This is a genomic window from Desulfosudis oleivorans Hxd3, from assembly GCF_000018405.1.
In the GTDB taxonomy this organism is placed as follows: Bacteria; Desulfobacterota; Desulfobacteria; order Desulfobacterales; family Desulfosudaceae; genus Desulfosudis; species Desulfosudis oleivorans.
The window spans coordinates 3,769,454-3,788,615 of sequence record NC_009943.1; the positions used below are offsets into that span (position 1 = coordinate 3,769,454).

At 47.0% G+C, this 19,162-nt stretch carries 20 protein-coding genes and 2 tRNA genes; 7 read left to right on the forward strand and 15 right to left on the reverse strand.

Annotated elements, in window-relative coordinates:
- Nucleotides 1-4 precede the first annotated feature (4 nt).
- Complete coding sequence (locus DOLE_RS16160) at nt 5-2,866, reverse strand: HsdM family class I SAM-dependent methyltransferase (protein WP_041280655.1); 2,862 nt, start codon at nt 2,864-2,866, stop codon at nt 5-7.
- 84 nt (nt 2,867-2,950) lie between these two features.
- Complete coding sequence (locus DOLE_RS16165) at nt 2,951-3,703, reverse strand: MerR family transcriptional regulator (protein WP_153304468.1); 753 nt, start codon at nt 3,701-3,703, stop codon at nt 2,951-2,953.
- A 32-nt stretch (nt 3,704-3,735) separates the two neighbouring features.
- On the opposite strand from DOLE_RS16165, the gene DOLE_RS16170 reads away from it, so the two are divergent.
- Nucleotides 3,736-4,068, forward strand: a complete 333-nt coding sequence (locus DOLE_RS16170; protein WP_012176557.1) for a hypothetical protein — start codon at nt 3,736-3,738, stop codon at nt 4,066-4,068.
- Between the two features lie 72 nt (nt 4,069-4,140).
- On the opposite strand, the gene DOLE_RS16175 is transcribed toward DOLE_RS16170, so the two are convergent.
- Genes DOLE_RS16175 through DOLE_RS16190 form a run of 4 tightly spaced genes read right to left on the reverse strand, consistent with a single transcriptional unit; the run spans nt 4,141 to nt 9,200 of the window.
- Nucleotides 4,141-5,058 (reverse strand): hypothetical protein, encoded by a 918-nt coding sequence (locus tag DOLE_RS16175; protein WP_012176558.1) that lies wholly within the window; start codon nt 5,056-5,058, stop codon nt 4,141-4,143.
- A 16-nt stretch (nt 5,059-5,074) separates the two neighbouring features.
- Nucleotides 5,075-5,563: a hypothetical protein gene (locus DOLE_RS16180; protein WP_012176559.1), complete on the reverse strand. Its 489-nt coding sequence runs from the start codon at nt 5,561-5,563 to the stop codon at nt 5,075-5,077.
- A gap of 15 nt (nt 5,564-5,578) precedes the next feature.
- Nucleotides 5,579-8,689, reverse strand: coding sequence for a GAF domain-containing sensor histidine kinase (locus tag DOLE_RS16185; RefSeq protein WP_012176560.1), 3,111 nt, complete (start codon nt 8,687-8,689; stop codon nt 5,579-5,581).
- Nucleotides 8,690-8,720: 31 nt separating this feature from the next.
- Nucleotides 8,721-9,200 (reverse strand): hypothetical protein, encoded by a 480-nt coding sequence (locus tag DOLE_RS16190; protein ID WP_153304469.1) that lies wholly within the window; start codon nt 9,198-9,200, stop codon nt 8,721-8,723.
- Between the two features lie 204 nt (nt 9,201-9,404).
- Here DOLE_RS16190 and DOLE_RS16195 point away from each other — a divergent pair, with 204 nt between their 5' ends.
- The 5 genes from DOLE_RS16195 to DOLE_RS18820 all read left to right on the forward strand — a co-directional run bounded on the left by DOLE_RS16195 (nt 9,405) and on the right by DOLE_RS18820 (nt 11,195).
- The gene (locus DOLE_RS16195) at nt 9,405-9,671 is read left to right on the forward strand and encodes a single-stranded DNA-binding protein (protein WP_012176562.1); all 267 of its coding nucleotides are present in this window, start codon (nt 9,405-9,407) and stop codon (nt 9,669-9,671) included.
- Between the two features lie 19 nt (nt 9,672-9,690).
- Nucleotides 9,691-10,029, forward strand: coding sequence for a DUF2958 domain-containing protein (locus tag DOLE_RS16200; RefSeq protein ID WP_041280659.1), 339 nt, complete (start codon nt 9,691-9,693; stop codon nt 10,027-10,029).
- 73 nt (nt 10,030-10,102) lie between these two features.
- The gene (locus tag DOLE_RS16205; RefSeq protein ID WP_012176564.1) at nt 10,103-10,285 is read left to right on the forward strand and encodes a hypothetical protein; all 183 of its coding nucleotides are present in this window, start codon (nt 10,103-10,105) and stop codon (nt 10,283-10,285) included.
- Nucleotides 10,286-10,421: 136 nt separating this feature from the next.
- A complete protein-coding gene (locus tag DOLE_RS16210) occupies nt 10,422-10,601 on the forward strand; it encodes a hypothetical protein (protein WP_041280660.1) in 180 nt (59 codons plus the stop codon).
- 414 nt (nt 10,602-11,015) lie between these two features.
- The gene (locus tag DOLE_RS18820; RefSeq protein ID WP_232362749.1) at nt 11,016-11,195 is read left to right on the forward strand and encodes a hypothetical protein; all 180 of its coding nucleotides are present in this window, start codon (nt 11,016-11,018) and stop codon (nt 11,193-11,195) included.
- A 46-nt stretch (nt 11,196-11,241) separates the two neighbouring features.
- Here DOLE_RS18820 and DOLE_RS16220 read toward each other — a convergent pair.
- The 9 genes from DOLE_RS16220 to dapF all read right to left on the reverse strand — a co-directional run bounded on the left by DOLE_RS16220 (nt 11,242) and on the right by dapF (nt 18,111).
- A tRNA-Arg gene (locus tag DOLE_RS16220) sits at nt 11,242-11,318 on the reverse strand.
- Between the two features lie 50 nt (nt 11,319-11,368).
- Nucleotides 11,369-11,444 (reverse strand) — tRNA-His (locus DOLE_RS16225).
- Between the two features lie 85 nt (nt 11,445-11,529).
- Nucleotides 11,530-12,417 (reverse strand): TRAP transporter TatT component family protein, encoded by an 888-nt coding sequence (locus DOLE_RS16230; RefSeq protein WP_012176567.1) that lies wholly within the window; start codon nt 12,415-12,417, stop codon nt 11,530-11,532.
- Between the two features lie 69 nt (nt 12,418-12,486).
- A complete protein-coding gene (locus tag DOLE_RS16235; RefSeq protein WP_012176568.1) occupies nt 12,487-13,794 on the reverse strand; it encodes a TRAP transporter large permease in 1,308 nt (435 codons plus the stop codon).
- Between the two features lie 45 nt (nt 13,795-13,839).
- On the reverse strand, nt 13,840-14,370 hold the full coding sequence (locus tag DOLE_RS16240; RefSeq protein WP_012176569.1) for a TRAP transporter small permease: 531 nt from the start codon (nt 14,368-14,370) through the stop codon (nt 13,840-13,842).
- Entirely contained in the window at nt 14,367-15,416 is a 1,050-nt protein-coding gene (locus DOLE_RS16245) for a TRAP transporter substrate-binding protein (protein ID WP_012176570.1), read from the reverse strand. Before DOLE_RS16245 ends, DOLE_RS16240 begins: the two co-directional genes overlap by 4 nt.
- Complete coding sequence (locus DOLE_RS16250; protein WP_012176571.1) at nt 15,416-15,940, reverse strand: 3-isopropylmalate dehydratase small subunit; 525 nt, start codon at nt 15,938-15,940, stop codon at nt 15,416-15,418. Before DOLE_RS16250 ends, DOLE_RS16245 begins: the two co-directional genes overlap by 1 nt.
- A gap of 7 nt (nt 15,941-15,947) precedes the next feature.
- Nucleotides 15,948-17,243, reverse strand: a complete 1,296-nt coding sequence (locus DOLE_RS16255; RefSeq protein ID WP_012176572.1) for a 3-isopropylmalate dehydratase large subunit — start codon at nt 17,241-17,243, stop codon at nt 15,948-15,950.
- A gap of 10 nt (nt 17,244-17,253) precedes the next feature.
- The gene (gene dapF, locus DOLE_RS16260; protein WP_041280662.1) at nt 17,254-18,111 is read right to left on the reverse strand and encodes a diaminopimelate epimerase; all 858 of its coding nucleotides are present in this window, start codon (nt 18,109-18,111) and stop codon (nt 17,254-17,256) included.
- A gap of 130 nt (nt 18,112-18,241) precedes the next feature.
- On the opposite strand from dapF, the gene DOLE_RS16265 reads away from it, so the two are divergent.
- Complete coding sequence (locus DOLE_RS16265) at nt 18,242-19,069, forward strand: acyl-CoA dehydratase activase (RefSeq protein WP_012176574.1); 828 nt, start codon at nt 18,242-18,244, stop codon at nt 19,067-19,069.
- The last annotated feature ends 93 nt before the right edge of the window (nt 19,070-19,162 follow it).

A 19,162-nucleotide genomic window follows, 5' to 3' on the forward strand; every position in this document is an offset into this window, starting at 1 on the left:
TTGTCTAGTATCCTTGTCTACGAAGATCCACTAGAGTCTCATCGGCATCACGGATTGCTGTTGAGCTTATCCAATAACGCAACCTGTCAGGCTTAATAATTAACAAAACATTTTCTGAATAAAAACGTAGCAATCGTATTGTCCTAAGATGTTCATGAGTTTTGTTATCATAAATAATATTTCGTAGATTATTTTCTTGCTTTTCATCAAGCCAATCTATATTAGGCTTTCCCCCGAAAAAAAACGGTTGACAGATTAATCCGTTAAGAAAAATCGGATCAGATGCTTTCAGGTTTTCATATATGCTTCCAAGCATCCTGAGAAACATATTCGAGTACACTATGAGGTGGTTTTTGTTCGCCATCTTTTTTAGCAATTCTGAGTTCTGGCCAAGCCTTACATAGTCGATCATATATTTGAGAACATCCTCAGAAAGTGCATCTTCCCAAAAAGAGAAAAAAAGTTCTTTTTTATCCCTTGGGTAAGGAAATATGTCGATATCCTTTTTAAAAATTGCAGTAGCCTTACTTACTAATAGTCGTGAACCATTTAGTGCACAGGATAGACAATAGATATCATGATATTTCTGTAAAGTTTTAAAAAGTTCTTGGAGTTTTGTTTTCTGGGCCTTGGGCGCATGTATGCCAACAATTTCGTTGCGATAGGCTATAAATCCCTTATCCCAAAAAGCAACGGGAAGAGATTTTAACTCCTTAATTAGTATGAGTGGGGCAGTGAAGCGCTCTTTAGTTCTTGGAGCTTCAAACCTGTCTGTTGCTAATACATCTATTTCATCTTCGTTAATTCCAGCCTCTGTAAATGCAGAGGTTGGTAATAATTTCTGCCCTTTTAGAAATGGTGCTAATTTTTCCTTATTTCCTTCGATGAAACCTTCACCATAATCCCATCCTTGTTCTTTTACATACTGTGAAAGTGTTCTCATATTCCTAAGGCTTTGTGATATATCCAGCAGCCGTCCACCACCAAAAAGATTTACACGCCATACATATGCATCGTTTACCGCCTGATTTTGAGTGACTCGATATCTGTCATAATGATCTAATTCAAAACAGATTCGCTCATTAACACTCATAGTTCTTCGAAATGTCCAGTGATTAATCCAGTGGTTTTCTTTAGGCTCTAAGGTATAAGCAATGACTGCAATTGTTTTAGGGTCGGCTTCATATAATTTGCGGATAGAAGTAAAATCAAGGATTGTATCGATTTTGTATTTTTTCTGTATTGCAGCTCTAAATACAAAGGTATTGTTGTTGTATAGAAATTGTGCTGGTTGAATTAAGCAGACTCTTCCCCCAGGCTTAAGAACGTTAAACGCTTGCTCAAAAAAAAGATAAGCCACTTGTTTATCTGGTAATGATCCTCGGCTATTGTCATTTTGTTGTGCGATATAATTGACTTCTTTTCCAGAGTCTGACAGTTTGGATTCGAAGGGTGGGTTTCCAATTATCACATCAAAATCATTATCAAAGAGGGTAGGTACCTTTTGGTGTGAATTAAGGAGGACTTGAAAAAAATCTGCTTTAAATAAGTTTGATTTGTATAGAGGGTCAAATTTTAAGTCTTGCCAAATAACCTTTGGCTGTAAAGCATCGCATATAGCTAGACATAAACTAAATACAGATAAATCAATGGCGTTGGGGTCTAATTCAATTCCATAAATACTTTGCTTAAGAATTTTCTTAAGAGACGTAACACTTGGGCGTCGCCAGCTATTGCGGCTTCTCCAGACATTGACCAATCTTTTAAATGCTCCGACAAGAAATATACCTGAACCGCATGCTGGGTCGAGAATCCGTTCTGTGCCTGTTAGCTTAGAATATGGCAATGCTTGATCTAAGAGTAAACTGGCCAAGAATGGAGGAGTGTAAACTGCACCATGACCACCTTGAACAAATCGTTGATAAAGATGACTAATAATCTCAACAGGTAGGTGTTTAAAAGAGAATTGTTTCCAAAGGTATCGTTGCCTTTTTATCGTTCTGGCTTCAACAAGATCGGCAAAGTTGCTGAGAATTCCTTTTGTTAGCTTTTGTTGACCAATATTTTCAAGCGCAAATACATCGCCATTAAATTTGCGTTCGAGAAAATTTAAAAGCCAGTATACTTTTTCAGGGTCACCACTTTTCAAAACCTCAAAGAAACTTTTTGCTCCCTTGTGGAATTTACCAAACCAGCTTTCAGAAGGGAATACGTTTCGGTCTTCAAGATATTTAATTAAAACCATTAAAAGAAGTAAACGTCGTAATATGGGGTTTTTCTCTCCGTCAAGACTTTTGTCCGTTTCTACAACAGCTTGGATTAGTGCTTGGTGTGCAGCTTTAGTGTGGTTTGTAAGCTCTTTATTATTAGGCTCTTCCCAAAAGGTTCCATCGGCAAGACGTAATGCTGAAAATTGTTGCAGTTCTCTATTAATCGAACTCACAGTTTTAATCAAAGAAGCATCAATACTTTTTGCAGGACTATATTGACATTCCCCGTCTTCAAATCTCCAGAAATCAGGACCGCGTGCGCATGATAACACATCAATCCGAGTTGGCCATGCGATATAGAGCAATGGAGCAGCGCCATGAAGCCAAACCTGTTGGTGAAGTTCAGCTAATTCTTTTTCATTTATCTGTTCATCAGAGTTATCAACGATATAAGCTGAAATCTGAGATGAACGTCCGTCTGAGAAGCGGCGGAAAAAAATAAAGTCAATGTATTCGAATAATTTCGCATCAATAACGGCTGCCCGTTCGTCTATACTCAATTCAGAAGTATCAGGGTTTTTGATTGACACCAAACCCTTAATAAGAGCGCCTTCAGGGCTTATAAAGTCAACAAGTTGGAGGGAACTGTCAATCATTGCTTTAAAACCTATCTCGATAAAGGCAGCGGATGTATCTGTTTTTATGATTTGTCATTTACAGTCTCTATCTACCTAAATTCGCTAAATGATTTTTTGGGGCTTGTAAGAGGAGGTTCGGAGCGAAAAACTGTCATCAGCCTTCTGTAATTCAAATATTTCAGTTTCTATTTGTTCTGTATGAAATTGAAAAAATCTTTGCATGGTCGTTGCACTGAAATACTTCCCCTTTTCATTAACAAACATATCAACCCCATCAGTATAAATAACAAGCTGAGTAAGAGGGTCATCCGAATCAGGTAATAGGTTTGATAGGTTTCTTATTCCTTTTTGAATTTTTTGAAGACTTAACCCCTTCTCTTTTAATATAATGATCAATTTTAATTTGATGATATCCCTAAACGAATAAAAATGTGTCTTGCCATCTTTTTTAGGATTTATCAGACCGATCCTTACCCAATATTTGAGTTGGTTGTTGGTGGCCTTGGTCAATTTAAGTATTAGTCTGGTTGGATATATGTAATTCATAAGAGATTGGTTGAAAAAAATTGATATTAGAGCCTTTTTTAAACCAATATGGCCTATTAGTTGGCTGAAGTCAAGAAATTTTGTGTAAGGATAAAAATTACACAAAGCACCCCGTAAGCCCGATGCTAATATTAATGGCAAAAAAAGAGAATACCCCCCTGAAGTATAGACAGTGCCATCAGTTGCTGGTTGATGTTTTTCAGCATCCGTTTTCAAGCACGACTGAAAGGTATAAGCGATTGAAATTTTATTATAAGCTTGGAGATAAATGTCGGAGAAGATTGATTTTTGATAAGTGTATTCAGCCACGGAAGGTTGTCACAAAAGAGGGTTGCATTACCTTGTATGACCTAACACAGAAAGGCAGACTGGTTCTGCGTGACCTGGGATATGATGCAGAGAACAAAAGCGAAGGGATTGTGCACAAGTTCTGGAAAAACAAGGTTGCTGAGGATTACAGGGCCAAGGGTTACGATGTGGAGGTTGAAGCATACATCAATGGCCGGCCCGACATCATCGCCCGGAAGGATGGCAAGAGTATCGCCGTAGAAATTGAGACCGGCAAGTCAGATTTTATGCACAACATTCAGAGAGCCATCGACGCTGGATTTGACGAGGTTGTGTGTGTAGCGACGAATGAGAGGGTTGAGAGGAAAATGAGAAAAGAAGTGTGAAGATAAGAAAATTTTAAAATAGAATATATTGTTTTTCGAGCCTCATCAACGGTGTGGAGTTGTTCTCCTATCTTAATCACGCTTATCCTCCAAGTATCCCATTTTTTCTAAACGGTCCAACATTAGTGCCATATTTAAATGCTTGAGTCTTTTTTGCTCATGCAATAAACTTACTAGATTTGAGAAGTTGGGCGGAACCATCTCCTTAGGTATTCTACTAATAATGATCCCCAACCCCTCAAAAATATCGGCTTTTTCAAAAGAAATAAGTTGATGAAGGGCTCTTTTAAATTCAAAAAAATTATTAATTGTGCGTAATATTTCTTCAAAATTACGATTATTTATATTATGAAGAAATGAGGGGCATATTAACTGCCAACTTTCCCAGATAACGGAATCCATCTTGATTAATCTTTCATCTATATCTTTTACGTGCTCTTTTAAACTAGAATGAAGATTAGATTGGAAATTTGTAAACTCTTCTTCAAAAGAATCTCTTTGGTTGATAATCTGCTGTTTTAACCCTTCACGTAAATTAGTTATCGTTGATTCGTTTAGTACATCCATCTTAATATTCAAAAGTTCGTGTTTAATCTCCTTTTTTAAATTTTGTTCCATTTTTTCTAAGAGCTTTATAGATTCTGCTTCGCGTTTCGATTTTTTCTTTTCGTAGTAAGCTATTAAAAATGCAAATATTATTGGATATATAATAGCTGCTAAAGTAAATAACAGGCCGAGGATCATAACACTTTGATCAATTTGCTTGGCATGATCTGCTTTAACCGACCATTCTTCCAAAATTTTATTTTTTATATAATTATCTAACTGAATTGTCGAATTATCAGGTGAAAAATTTTGATTGGAGTTAGATGAAGTTGGATTTTGTTTACCTGTATTTTGCAATTGCGTGGCGGAGGAAGAATTTAAATGCGAAAACGTTAAACAGCATATAATTATTAGAAAAATAATTATTTTCAATAAATTGCTCATATCGACGTCCCCGAATTTACAGGCTTCTGATGAGTTTGGCCTCTATCGTTTTTGAAAATTTTTCTATCCAAGTTATATTGCTCTCCGTATCAATTTCGCCTTTTTCAATATATTCGATCCAAGCCCCTCCCCTGCCTGCAATACTGACAAGCCTCTCCTCGTTATCATCGTTAAAAATTTGAGAGGAAACAATCAAAATCGGAACATCATAATAGTCACTATTGCCACTCTCGGGCCGAAGAAGTCTATCCATTATAACCCAGCCAGCACGGAAACCTTCCTCTGTTGGAGCATCGTCAATATCTATGGATAATAAAGTTTTGACACTGTACAACATTATATCTACAATAATTAGCACTATTTCGTTCTTATGTTGCTCCAATAGATCATTTAAGCGATTTACAGTAGCAACTGCATAGACTTTAAAAGATTTATCTCTAAGGAATCTAATTTGTGATGAAACGGTATCTGGCCGATCCTCAATCCAAATAATAATCTTCTCCATGTTTCTCCTCCAAAACTAACCTTCTTTTAACATAATTTTTTTGGGGAATGAAAGAATAAACGTAAAAGCACTATAACCGTCCTCCTCAGGCCGGATATCAACCGTAAGCTCTCCATAATATTGTTCCGCATAATGTCTCGCAATACCCAGTCCCTTTCCTTTGCCATCTATATTTTCAGCATTAGCCCCACGAACCCCATCGTTGAAAATACTATACTCTTCTTCTACTGATGAAAGGCTTTTGGCTATATTTGATAAATGAAACTCAATTGTATACTTATTTACAAACACCTTCAGCCCTATTAAACTTTTTTGCCGTGCATACTTAACGGCATTTAAAATTAAATTACTGAGTATGTCTCGCAATCGGATAGAAGCTATTGTTAAATATGGCCCTTGAGTTGGGCCATCATAGGATTCACTTATTTCCTTATCTTTTCTATCTGTCCAGGTCGGGCGGAAAGTCTCATTGTAAATGTTGCGGAAATTAACAACTTCACTTTTTACTTCGTCAACGACTTTATCTATTATGTTATAATATGAGTCTGCAATAGAACCCCTCTCCATATCCCCTAAATCTTTACTTTGGATTTTTTCTACTAATTTATGCAAAGTAGAGGCATATGATTTTATGTCGTCTAAAATTCGGGAAACAGGGCTCTTGCTCCCTACTGGTCCAATTTTAAAATTGGTTAACGCCGGCGGTAAATGAATATATAGATCTTCAACCCTCAGCATGATAATATCGACTTTTTGTTTTAGTTCATGTTGTAAGATGTCGTTGAAATGCTCCCTTATAATGGTTTGGACTGCGATAGCATCAAGTATTATCGCTAAATAATCCGCCATAAATACAAGGATTGATTTCCACGTATCCTCTAGTTCTTCGTCCTGGTCCTTATAGTATAATGTTAAAACACCTACAAATTCAGAATTTTGTAACCGTTTTACTGGTATGATTGTAATTGATTTTATCCCATTTCTTTTTAGCCAATCTCTATTATATCCCTTCTTAAACCAGTCAGGGTCCTCTCCATATTTTTTCCAAATAGGGAAATTAGTATACCTCTTTTTTAACATTTCTTCAGAGTTAATATTATAGAATAGGCTACTCTCATCCTTGATATTGATTGATAACCCCTTGGGGTTTTCTTTTTTTAATCTTTCTAGTTCTGATCTATTATCGCACCATCCCTTAGGTTTGATTGAGTTCATCCTATTTTTATCTTGAGTCCAAAAAACGGCAGAATATGCTAAAAATATTTCAGAAAAAACTTGGCACACTTTGTGATATTTCTGAATATCATCTATTTGGGGGTCCAACGTGTTATCCATTAATACCCCAAGTTTGTACATTAATAGTGCTTGATATAAATATGGGGTTATCATTTTCGCAAATCTTCTTAGTAGGAGGACATTTTGTTTTCGGAACTGATAGGGCGCGAAGCCTGATACACCTAAAACACCTAATACCCTATTATTAACTTCTAAAGGAATGCTTATCCCACACTTTAGAACCTTACAAAAATCATGTATGAGCTCCTCGCCATCTGGATCAAATCTATAGTTGTCGCCATCTACCTTGACAGCTCTACAAAAACTTTCCTTTCTATTTCGTATAACACGATAATTCATGCTTTGGGTTCGCTGAGCATCATCAGGCTTGATACTCTCAACAGACGAAAGGATTTTGAATAATTGTGTTTTCTTGTCTTGGTCTCTTTCATCGATATAATATCCAACAAGCTTGACTACCTCTGTGCTATAATTATAAATATAAACATTGCAGATATCTGAGTTGAGCAATGATACAATTTCTTCTGCTACTCGATTACATAAATATTGTAAATATCCTTTTCTATCTCGGCTTAACTGGAGTGGCATAAGCCCAAACCTCTGCCGCAATTTGTTGAAGAGCAGCACAATCCTTTCTTGCGAGTATGTCTCTTCAGTCGAGACTAAGCGTGCGAAAGAAGTTCTATAGTATCTATTAAGGGTTTCTTCAAAATCTTTGATGAGGTTTATTCTTTTATTTTTCGTGACTCGGTTATAAATTGAAGAAAACAAGTTTTCCCCTTGATTATCACTTTTCACATATAGTTTTGAGCCATCCTCGGTATGCCTTCCAGCTTGAAGGAGCTCCAAAATCCATTTTTCTGACCAATAAGATATTAACTGATACTTTTCCAGTGCATTCGAGTCTACAGGAATATATATTCTTGATTTTTTATTAGGTATTTTTTCCCAGCGGTTGAGTTGGAAAGCATAAGGTTTATTTCTGACCGGCTGATATTTCTTTGAATTAAGGACCCAACTTGCAAGCGCAATACTTCGACAAATACACCTTCTGAGGGTTAGATCGGCATGGAACCTTGTATTCAATAATGTCTCATATGAAGATGTGATCCGATGAAGGTCACATGCGATATCCTCCTCACTCCACCAAGGCCTCATGGACCCCAAAAAGGGGACCTTATCTTTAATCGCTTTTAACTGGTCTTGATCTTTTGGGTCTATAAAATTAACTTTACTGATTCTACTTAGAAACCCATCAAGGATTTCTTCTTGAAAAGCACCACCTGTATTAACACTCGGTGACCTAAAAACAGGCCCCACAGTAACGATAAAATCTATTCCCATGATTTGGATTTGTTTAATGCCTACCAAAAAATATTCTAAGTAATGGGCGACCATGTGGTCCAAATTCTTTTCTTTTAACTCCGATATCCATGTATAGAACAGGACTTGTTCCAAAGTTCTAAAACATGTATTCAGACGGAAATCGGCGATTAATGGATGCGTATAGCTTGCCCTGGTGACCCACGGAGAGTTTTTCCTGATATTAAAATATGTTAGAAGACAATCTTCCCCGTTTTTTTTATTCGCTTCTTCTCTAAGTTTTATTAACCCTTGGAAGGGGTCCTTTTCATAATTTTTGAATTCCTCCCATGCTGAAGGTTTATTGTTTTTAAACCGCTCCCAAATTTTTTCTGCATTTGAAAAATTATACAGTCTTAGTGGAATAAAACGAAAAACAGATAAAACGTTTTGGGCTGTCTGCAACGCCCATGGTAAATTGTTTTTGTTGATATGATCTAAAAAAAGATTGGTTTCATCCCTTTCCATAGTCCCTCCGACCACCCGCGACTCAAGTCTATCAATTGCGTATTATGATGGCACCATAGATTATTAAGTGGGTGACCCACGTTATTTGTAATTTTTGGGGATGGTTTCTTTTCTTGTAGAAAAATCTTGCAAACAGTGTAACTTTATTATTTAAATATATAAAACCATTAACGATGTCAAGATTTTTTTTATTATTTATCCTTGTAAGTTGCACATAATATAAGAAATATCCACCATACCACTTTGGTACCCCTATTTTGCTTTCTGGCTTTTCTCTCATCACATTAAACAGCGATTCTATTTTGCCTTTGTATTTTTCACCTAGCTTTCTCTCTATGCTATGGATGTTTTTTATCAAAATTCTTTGGTAGAGAGTAATTTCATTATTTAAAAATACCCCCCTTTCCCCTTCCTCCAATCCATTATATGCTTTATATAACTCAATTATTGAGTGAAGCTGCGATTCATTCATATCACACAACAGATGGCCTACGAGTCTTCCTTCCTTCATTTTTAGTGTTTTGGGGCATATTTCGCTGTCCTTGCAAAGCACAAACTCTTTTTAAACATATGGACTCCTCATTCCCCCCACTCCCAGTACAACCTCCACAAGCCAACACCGAATCGCCCCCCTTCCCAGTACAACCTACTTAAACCCCGCTATCCTTGTCTTTCTGTAGTTTAAACCCTCAATACAGAGAGAAAGGAGACGCCAATGAACATTTTTATTGGTATCGGCAGCATCGTCGAAGTGAATGATGGCGACAAGGTTTTGAAGTTCAGCCTTGCTGTGAGGCAGAACAAGCCCTGTTACGTGACGTGTGTGCTCTTTGAGCCTGATGAACAGGTGAAAGAGTTTATTGCACACCTGGCGCGTTCGAACCAGATGGTTTGGATACAGGGACGAGTTGCGAGCTATGAATTCAAGAATATCCGGAAAATGGAAATCGTGGTTTATGGCCGCAACATCAAACCGTTGTAGATCATTCATAGGGGGCGTTATGTGGAACGAACCGACGAGAAAGAAGTTGGGAACTATCCCCCTTCTTTATCAGACAGAAGGCATTCCGCTGAAGGATAAAAAAATCCATATGCATTTTTTTATCGGCGGGAGTGATTGGTACGTTGCGGAGTATGACCAGGAAGACATCTTCTTTGGTTTTGCGATACTCAACAATGATTATCAGATGGCAGAATGGGGATATGTGAGCTTTTCGGAGCTGAAATCGATCAAATTCCATGGATTGGAGATTGATTGTGAACCGAACTGGAAAGTGAAAAGAGCAGTGGAGATCCAAAAAATCTGCAAAGCACAGGGCTGGCGATATGTGAAAGCATAAGCCGGCAAGTCTTACCAACCAGAAAGCCCTTGGGAGAAATCCTGAGGGCTTTTTTATTCGGAAAGGAGTCCATATGGGCAGGTTTGAAAAGTATGAGGACACGGAGATCCTTCGGGAGGTCATCAAGAAGCTTAAAAACAAAAAATGCCGGCTTGACTGCGGGCATCATGTGACCTTCGGGTCTAATCTCGGGCAGGACATTACGATCCGAAACGGGAAAGAGCCGAAGATTATCTGTTCGCAGTGCGGGTATTAGAAAGGAGCTGACATGGAATTTTGTCCAGAGTGTGGATCCCAGTTGATCCATACTGACGACTATGATCTTTGTCCATGCTGCGGTTATTACGCCTGCGGCTGTCTGGCTTGCAACCCCTTAGATAAAGGAGACGGCGATGTACAGTCCGAGGATAGCGCCTGAACAGGTGAGAATGTTGTACCTTCTCAAGAGGGCATACGCCGGCATGGGGGTTAGAAAGCCCATGACCAGGATTGTAAAAGAAGCACTGGATGAGTATCTGCCAAAGATTAGTGCAGAGATGCAATCCATGGGGAACGAGGTTGCCCCTGAATAACCTCAAAATCAGGGCACGGTAAACCGTGCCCGTTTATATTCTCCGGTATCAGCATCGGAGAGTTCTGATTCCGGCCGGTTCACCCATTCTGATACAGGCCTTATAAAGTTTGTTTTCCCGGTATATGTATGGTTAAAAAAAATCTGGAAACAAATGTCAAAGAGGCGGTGATAGAGATAAAAAATTCGGTGGTGGAGATCAAGAAGTCCGTGAAGAGTATCTACGACGTCATTAACGATATGATTTTGAGCCTGTATCACGTCATAACCGACAGGCGTAACTTTGGGGATGGTTTCTACGGGAACGACTATCGGGTATGGATATAAAAGGGATAGGAAGTATGTGCAGAAATGGGAAGGCACGCTGCCTCCAGGTCCCATATTCCATGATTTCAGACGGACTGCTGTAAGGAACATGGTCCGGGCGGGGGTGCCTGAACGAGTCGCCATGATGATTTCTGGTCACAAGACACGGTCTGTTTTTGACAGATACAACATTGTCAATGATGCTGATTTAAAAGAGGCGTCAAAAAGGTATCAGGCCTACCTTGAGGAACAGAAAAAAAATTGTCATGGGCACAATTTGCCATTTTGAGGACAAAGACAGGGCCGCCAAATGTAGCTAACCCATTGATTTTATTTGGCGCGCCCGGAGGGACTCGAACCCCCGGCCTACGGATTCGAAGTCCGGCGCTCTATCCAGCTGAGCTACGGGCGCGAATGGAACCGGTGCCGGTTGTATGTGAACGGCGCCGGTCAGGGGTAAAATGGGGTGAGTGATGGGACTTGAACCCACGACCCTCAGGGCCACAACCTGATGCTCTGCCAACTGAGCTACACCCACCATATGAGATGCTATCTTCTAGCATCAAGCCGATTCGGTTTCAAGCAAATTTGTGTATTTTTTAAAAGGGTCGCCGCCCGAGCCATCAATCGAAATACGCTTCCATGTGTTTAAGGAAAAACGCGGCCTTTGACTTGGCAATATCGGTCAGCACCGGGCTTTCCGGCAGAATGTCCGGATCAGCGGCAATCACGCCTTCCAGCTTTTTCACAAAGGACTCCCGGTCGTGTACCTGGGTATCCAGAAACCGGGCCTCAAACACATCCACCAGCAGAAGCCGGTCGCCGGTCACGGCCCTGGCCCGGTCAAACATCGCCTGGGAGGCCTCCGGCCCGCCGCCCACGCCGAAAAAGTCGGGAATAAAGGAGTAGTAGACACCGAGAAAGGCATTGCCCATACCGAAAAAGTAGGTCTCGTCCAGTTCCAGGGAGCGTTTTACCATGGCCACGGCATCGGCCAGCTCCACCAGGGCCTCCGGGTCGGTCATGTTCTGCAGAATCCACAGCCCCTGGCTCAGTCCGGTCCAGCTCAGGGCCTCCATGTAGGTCTTGTCCATATCGGCCACCAGTTCCGGAATGTTTTTCCCCTGTTCAAGTCCTTTTCGGAAATTCCGGTTGGTTTTAAGGGCACGAAGCCCATACTCCTTGCTGATGGCATATAATTCAGTGGCATAGACGGGATCTTCATCCTCCACCAGCAGGCCGTAGGCGCAGTAGATAAAAGCGCCTTTTTCCAGGTAGACCCGGTTGGTGGGTGATATGCGAATCAGGGCCGAGACCAGCAGGCCATTGGCGGCAATGCCCTCGCGAATGGCCCGGGCGCTCTGCGTGCCAACGGTCTCTTCCACCATCTGGGTGACAAACGGGGAAACAAAATCGGCCTGCATTCGGAAAATCAACGCACAGCCGGTGCAGGTAACGGTCAACATGCCCGCCAGCACCAGCATGGCCACTGTTTGTTGAAATTTTTTCATATCCATGACTCCAGACGGCTTTGTAAAAAGTTCAAGTTAAACGCAGAAATTGGACTTTTTACAAAGCCGTCAAAATTGAAGTACCGGCACTCTCTTGCCCGACAGTTCCACCAGCCACAGCGACAGGGCCGGAAAATAGCTGATCAGCAGAAGGGCCGCCACCAGCAGGGCCAGAAACGGAATTACCATACGATATAGCCTTACAATGGGGATGTCAAACCGCAGGCTGGAGATAAAAAGGTTGATGCCCACCGGCGGGGTCAGGTAGCCGATCTCCAGGTTGGCCAGAAAAATGATGGCCAGGTGGACCGGGTCGATGTCAAAGGTTGCGGCCACCGGCGCCACCAGGGGCACCACGATGACGATGGCCGAAAAAATGTCCATCAGGCATCCCACGATCAGCAGAAAAATATTGAGCAGCAGGAGAAAGAGAATCTTGCTGGAAACATGGGCGGAAACCACCGCCACCAGGCGCTGGGGCACCTGGACATCCACCAGGAAATTGGTCAGGCCCAGGGCCACGGCAAGAACGATCAAAATGGCGCCTACCATGACCATACTGTCAATGGCTACGGTAACCAGCTTTTTTGCCGATATCTCCCGGTAGATAAGGCACTCGGTGACCAGAGCGTACACCGCCGTCACCGATGCCGCCTCGCCCACGGTGATGATGCCGGTGTAAATGCCACCGATCACCACAAAGGGAAGGGGCGCGATCCACTTGATCTCCCAGAGGGCCGCCCCCAGCCGGGCCAGGGAGAAGGGGGTGGTGGGCACCTGTCGGCCAATGCCGCAGGCCACGCCGAAACCGGCCAGCAGGCAGACGATCAGAATGCCGGGCAGAATACCGGCAATAAACAGCTCCGTGATGTCCACCCCGGCGACCATGCCGTATATAAGAATGGGCAGGCTGGGCACAAACAGAACGCCCGAGCTGCCCGAGGCCGTGATCAGGCCCAGGGAGAACCCTTCCGAATACCGGTTGTTGACCAGGGCCGGCAGCAGCAGACCGCCGCAGGCAAGAATCGTGATGCCGCTGGCCCCGGTGATGGCGGTAAACACCGTGCAGGCCGCCACCGTTACAATGGCCAGGCCACCGGGAATCCAGCCGGTAAGGGCCTCGGAAAACCGGATCAGCCGGTCCGCGGACCGGCTCTCCGCAAAAAGGTAGCCGGCAAAGATAAACAGTGGAATGGCGATAAACCCCGGTGCGTTGGCCAGCCGGCACATCTCCATCACCGGCACGGCAATGCTTTCCCCGGCCACCAGGCCGAAAAGCAGGACCGTGCCGCCGCCGATGACGGCAAACAAGGGGGCACCGGCCAGGATGGCAGCCACAAACACAATCACAATGGAGATGGTGATAAGATTTTCCACGCAAGCATCCACCTGCCGAACCGACCGGCAACCGGGCGGTCGGGACTATTGGACGGCTATCTCTCTTTTCAGCCGGCGCAAACCGTTCACCACAAACGCCGCGCTGCGAATGGCCATGGCGGCAAAGGCATAGGGAATCACCAGCCGCAGCATCCATTCCGGGGCACCGAAAAACACGGTCTCCGGCGAAAAGGGCCGGGTCAGGACAATATATTGAACCGCGGCCCAGAACAGCAGAACCGAAGCGGCCGCGCAAAACAGATCGGCAAAGGCGTCGGTCAGACGCCTTATGACCACACGATGTCTAAGCAGGCGGGAAACAAGATCGATCCGCAGGTGGCGCTGCTGGTCGGCGGCCAGGGCCGCGCCGATAAAGACCAGCCAGACCACCTGGGCGCGCAGCACTTCGTTGAGCCAGACAAAACCGAAATCAAAAAAATTTCTCAGCACCACCTGGAAAAAGGCAAGGCCGATCATGGAAAACAGCAGCAGGCACAGCAGGGTTTTTTCAAGGCCCACCAGGCTGCGGTGGAAGAGCAGGACCACCCGGACGATCCTGGAGGGGGCAAGGGTCACGGGGTTTGGCTCCTGTACTGGTCCAGATGGACCAGTATCCGGTCAAGCAGTTCCCTGGAATAAAGTTTATCGGCCTGATCGTCCCACACGGTCACGGCCCCTTTTCGAATGGTCTCCACCTGGGCGTCGGTCATGTCCACCCGCACAATGCCGTATTTGACCATGGCGTCCATAGCCTTTTGATTGTCCTTACGGGAGGCGGCCACAAACTGTTTTTCCATCTCCGGCCGGGCCGCGGCAAGGCCGGCCCGGGACGACGCCGACAGGCCGTTCCATGCATCCAGGGTACAGACAACCACTGCCGGGGAGTAACGGATCTTTAACGGCACCATGTAGTTGACCACCGGGTAGAGCTGAGTGGCGATCATCCAGAGGGCCGGCGCGATCAGGGAGTCGGCCACGCCCTGGCGCAGGGAGGGCGCCAGCTCGGGAATGTTCACGGGAATGGGGCTGGCATTGAGGCTCTTGAGCAGGTGCTCTTCCAGAGTGCCGTACCAGGTCATGAACCGGGCCTTCTGAAAATCGGCAAGATCCGTAAAACTCCACTTCACCGAGTATATCTGGTCAAAATCCTGATCCAGCCACGCCAGCAGCTTGAAGCCCCGGGCCTGCATCAGGCGGTCGAATTCAGGCCACATCTTTTCCCGAATGTGGTCCACCTCGGCATAGCTCTTAAAAAGAAAGGGCAGCTCCACCACGGCAAACTCGGGGCAGGCAATGGTGGCGCCCTGACCGGTGAGGCCGGCGGCCTGAAGCTGGCCCACCCGCATCTTGGCCACGATATCCTCATCGTCTCCCATCAGGCCGCCCCAGTACACCTTCACCTTCAGCTCGCCGCTGGTGCCGGATTGAATAACCGGCATCATGATGGTTTCAAACTGGTGGGCCCAGCCCACGCCCTTGGGCGTGAGTGTCCCCACCTTCCAGACAACCTTCGGCGCTGTGTCGGCACGGACAATGGTCACAGGTCCTGCCGCCCAGACGGCCATGACAACAGCCGCCAGCACCCAGACCGCCTTTTTGATTATGCCCTGCTTTTTCATCATTAATAGCGTTCGTCCGCGTAGTTAAGCCACCCCCCGGCCTCGATCAGTGCCCGGTCAAACCCGCCCAGGGAGAACGGCACCTCTTTTCGAATGTCTTTGGCGGTAAACACGAACACCGACCGCTCCAGGTCGGTCTCCACCTGCACATCCCTGCCCGCAAACGTCTTGAACAGTTCATTAATGGTTTTTGCCGGCAGTTCAGCGGCCAGCATGCCGCAGTTATACATGTTCTGCCGGAAGATACGCGAAAAGCTCTCCGCGATCACCACGTCGATGTTGTTCACCTCCAGGGCCCAGGCCGCGTGCTCCCTGGATGATCCGCACCCGAAGTTGGCCCGGGTGAGAATCACCCCTTTGCCCTTCAGGTCCCTTGCCGGGTCAAACCCTTCCAGGGCCAGGTCTTCCAGCAGGTGGGGCCCCAGGGCCTGCTTGGAGATTTCGGTCAGGTATTTGGCCGGAATGATCTCGTCGGTGTTGATGTCCGACCGGTCTAAAAAAAGTATTTTGCCGTCAAAGGATTCCATGCCGCTTCTACTCCGCGCGTTTTTTATACAGTTTCGAGTTGGTGATGCAACCGGCAATGGCGCCGGCCGCGGCCGTGGCCGGGCTGGCCAGGTGAACCATGCCGCCCTTGCCCATGCGGCCGTTGAAATTCCGGTTGGTGGTGGACAGGCACACCTCGCCCGGGGCCAGCACGCCGTTGCTCATGCCCAGGCAGGCCCCGCAGGTGGGGTTGGTGACACAGAAACCCGCGGCCATGAACGTCGCGATCAGTCCCTCCTCAAGCGCGGCCTGAAACACCGTGGGCGTGGCCGGAGAGACAATGCCCCGCACCGACGGATGCACCTTTTTGCCTTTCAGTACTTTTGCGGCCACCCGCAGGTCCTCCAGCCGGCCGTTGGTGCACGAGCCGATATAGACCTGGTCGATGGGGGTGCCCTCCATCTCGGCCACGGGTTTGACACAGTCCGGCTTGTAGCCGTAGGTCACCCGGGGCGACAGGTCGCTGATATCCATTTCCAGTACCCGGTCGTAATCCGCGTCCGGGTCGGATACCAGTTTCTTGAACGCCTTGAGAGCCGCCTGCCGGGAAGGGTATTCGCCCTTGATGAACTCCCACAGGTAGGCCACGGTGGTCTTGTCCGGATAGCAGATGCCGCAGGTGCCCCCGGCCTCGATGGCCATGTTGCACAGGGTCATGCGGGCCTCCATGCTCATAGCGTCCACGCAGGGGCCGGTAAACTCAATCACCCGGTTGGTGGCGCCGTTGACCCCCAGCTCGGCAATCACCGCCAGGATCACGTCCTTGGCATAAACGCCGGGGGAAAGCTTCCCGTTTAACACCACCTTGATGGTGGACGGATAGTTTAAGGCGCAGACGCCCTTTAAAATACCCACCTCCAGGTCGGTGGTGCCCACGCCCGCGGCAAAGGCGCCAAAAGCGCCGTAGGTGCAGGTGTGGGAGTCTCCCATGATAATGGTGTGGCCGGGCCGCACAAACCCCTGCTCAGGAAAAAGCGCGTGGCACACGCCGTTGCGGCCGATATCGAAAAACCCGTCGATGCCGTGACGCCGGGCCCACTGCCGCAGGATCTTTCCCTGGGCCGCGGTCTTGGAGTCCTTGGCCGGGGTCACGTGGTCGATCACCGCCTTGATCTTTGACGGATCAAAGACCCGGTCCTTATTTTTTTCCATCAGGTCGCAGATGGCTGTGGGTGTGGTGATCTCATGACAGAACACACCGTCAAGCCTTATCACATGAACCTCTCCAAAGGGCTGGTCCACACTATGCGCGTCAAAAATTTTCTGTGCAATCGTTTTTCCCATTCACAAATCCTTATTCCTCCGGTGGTGTACCGGACCACACCTCTGTTGAAAGGGTACCCATGGCGATTTTTGCCGCCGGTCCGGTCAACCGTATTGAATAGTCGTCTTTTACAGTGATGTCAAGCGTTCCGCCGGGCATGTGCACAATAATAGATTGGTCACAGACACCGATTCTGCGGGCTACGGCAGCGGATGCAGAAGCGCTGCTGCCCGAAGCCAGGGTATAGCCCGCGCCCCGCTCCCAGATCTCGATGGCGATGGTGTTTCTGTCGATCACCTTCATGAACTGGACATTGGTACGGTTGGGAAACCGGGGGTCGTTTTCCAGGGAGCTGCCCAGCTCCAGGGCCATTTGATCGGATATTTCATCGCAAAGCACCACGCAGTGGGGGTTGCCGATGGTGGCCCCGCAGTAGACCAGGTCCCGGCCTTTCACGCAAACAGGCTGGTTCAGGACCTCGCCTGTGATGCCCGTCACCGGAATATCGGCGGCCTCAAAGCTGACGGTTCCCATGTCCACAGTGATCAGGCCGTCGGCCCCATGGACCATGGCATGGACCACGCCCCCTTTGGTGTCAATAGCAAAGGGCGCGTCAGCGTCCACCAGCCCCATGTCCCACAGGTACCGGGCAAAAATCCGCAGGCCGTTGCCGCTCTTTTCCGCCTCGCTGCCGTCGGGGTTGAAAATGCGCAGGCCGAAATCGCCCCGGCTGCCGGCAAAAGGCCCGAACAGAATGCCATCTGACCCCATGCCGTAATTGCGGTGGCAGATGCGCCGCACCTGGTCGGCGGAGAGCACTTCCCCGGCATCCGCCGGGTCGATGACGATGTAGTCGTTGCCCAACCCGTGATATTTATGAAACTGCACCTGTCCCCCTTTCCCGCGTCCGGCCCCGGTTTTTGCTTGACAATCCAACGGCCGGGGACCGATAGTGTGGAGCATCGGCCGGTTGCAAAACCGGTCGAAAAACATGATAGGGATTTAATCACAGACAGCCATGAAACACAATAATGATCCGGCAACACGTCCCGGCTTTTACATGGGCATCGACATCGGCAGCCTCTCCTGCGACGCGGTGATTGTAGATGATTCGCTTGCCATTCGCGGCTTTTCCGTGGTGCCCACCGGCGCCCGGAACACCGAGGCGATCCGCCGGGCCACCACCGAAGCCCTGAACCAGGCCGGCCTTTCGAATACCGACATTCTGGCCACCGTATCAACAGGCTACGGCAGAAACCGGGTGGAGGAAAAGCTGGCCGCGGTTACCGAGATTACCTGCCACGCCAGGGGCATCATTCACCTGCTGCCCGAGACCCGGCTGCTCATTGACATCGGCGGCCAGGACAGCAAGGCGATCCGCCTGGGCCCGGACGGCCGGGTGACCGACTTTGCCATGAACGACAAGTGCGCCGCCGGCACCGGCCGGTTCCTCGAAGCCATGGCCCGGGCCCTGGAGGTGGACATTGACCAGATGGCGACCCTGGACGAAGGCGCCCAGGAAAACCTGACTTTGAGCAGCATGTGCACCGTGTTCGCGGAAAGCGAGGTGGTCTCCCTGATCGCCGGGGGCAAGCCCATCAACGAGATCGCCCGGGGCCTGAACCGGTCCATTGCCTCCCGCACCCTGTCCCTTGTGCGGCGCGTTGCCGGAGACGACCTCGCCGTCCTGCCCACGGCCATGTCCGGCGGTGTGGCCCGCAACGCCGGCGTGGTTCAGGCCCTGTCCGAAGCTCTGGGAACCCCTGTTCACGTACCCGGGCACCCCGATCTTGTCGGCGCCCTGGGCGCGGCCCTGATCGCACGGGAGCGATCGGACAGAACATGACCCGTACCCGCAGGCCCCGGCAGTTTGAATTTGCATTTATTCCAACGGTTATGATATAAGAGACCTTCTGCGTGACGTTGAAAACCTTAACTT

What these genes read in the sequence shown, in the direction of transcription:
- DOLE_RS18820 (WP_232362749.1), top strand. Translation starts at nt 11,016, where the DNA reads ATGGTCCGGGCGGGGGTGCCTGAACGAGTCGCCATGATGATTTCTGGT.
- DOLE_RS16175 (WP_012176558.1), bottom strand. Translation starts at nt 5,058, where the DNA reads ATGAGCAATTTATTGAAAATAATTATTTTTCTAATAATTATATGCTGT.
- DOLE_RS16230 (WP_012176567.1), bottom strand. Translation starts at nt 12,417, where the DNA reads ATGAAAAAATTTCAACAAACAGTGGCCATGCTGGTGCTGGCGGGCATG.
- DOLE_RS16195 (WP_012176562.1), top strand. Translation starts at nt 9,405, where the DNA reads ATGAACATTTTTATTGGTATCGGCAGCATCGTCGAAGTGAATGATGGC.
- DOLE_RS16245 (WP_012176570.1), bottom strand. Translation starts at nt 15,416, where the DNA reads ATGATGAAAAAGCAGGGCATAATCAAAAAGGCGGTCTGGGTGCTGGCG.
- DOLE_RS16185 (WP_012176560.1), bottom strand. Translation starts at nt 8,689, where the DNA reads ATGGAAAGGGATGAAACCAATCTTTTTTTAGATCATATCAACAAAAAC.
- DOLE_RS16250 (WP_012176571.1), bottom strand. Translation starts at nt 15,940, where the DNA reads ATGGAATCCTTTGACGGCAAAATACTTTTTTTAGACCGGTCGGACATC.
- DOLE_RS16265 (WP_012176574.1), top strand. Translation starts at nt 18,242, where the DNA reads ATGAAACACAATAATGATCCGGCAACACGTCCCGGCTTTTACATGGGC.
- DOLE_RS16255 (WP_012176572.1), bottom strand. Translation starts at nt 17,243, where the DNA reads ATGGGAAAAACGATTGCACAGAAAATTTTTGACGCGCATAGTGTGGAC.
- DOLE_RS16200 (WP_041280659.1), top strand. Translation starts at nt 9,691, where the DNA reads ATGTGGAACGAACCGACGAGAAAGAAGTTGGGAACTATCCCCCTTCTT.
- DOLE_RS16190 (WP_153304469.1), bottom strand. Translation starts at nt 9,200, where the DNA reads ATGAAGGAAGGAAGACTCGTAGGCCATCTGTTGTGTGATATGAATGAA.
- DOLE_RS16210 (WP_041280660.1), top strand. Translation starts at nt 10,422, where the DNA reads ATGTACAGTCCGAGGATAGCGCCTGAACAGGTGAGAATGTTGTACCTT.
- DOLE_RS16205 (WP_012176564.1), top strand. Translation starts at nt 10,103, where the DNA reads ATGGGCAGGTTTGAAAAGTATGAGGACACGGAGATCCTTCGGGAGGTC.
- DOLE_RS16180 (WP_012176559.1), bottom strand. Translation starts at nt 5,563, where the DNA reads ATGGAGAAGATTATTATTTGGATTGAGGATCGGCCAGATACCGTTTCA.
- DOLE_RS16160 (WP_041280655.1), bottom strand. Translation starts at nt 2,866, where the DNA reads ATGATTGACAGTTCCCTCCAACTTGTTGACTTTATAAGCCCTGAAGGC.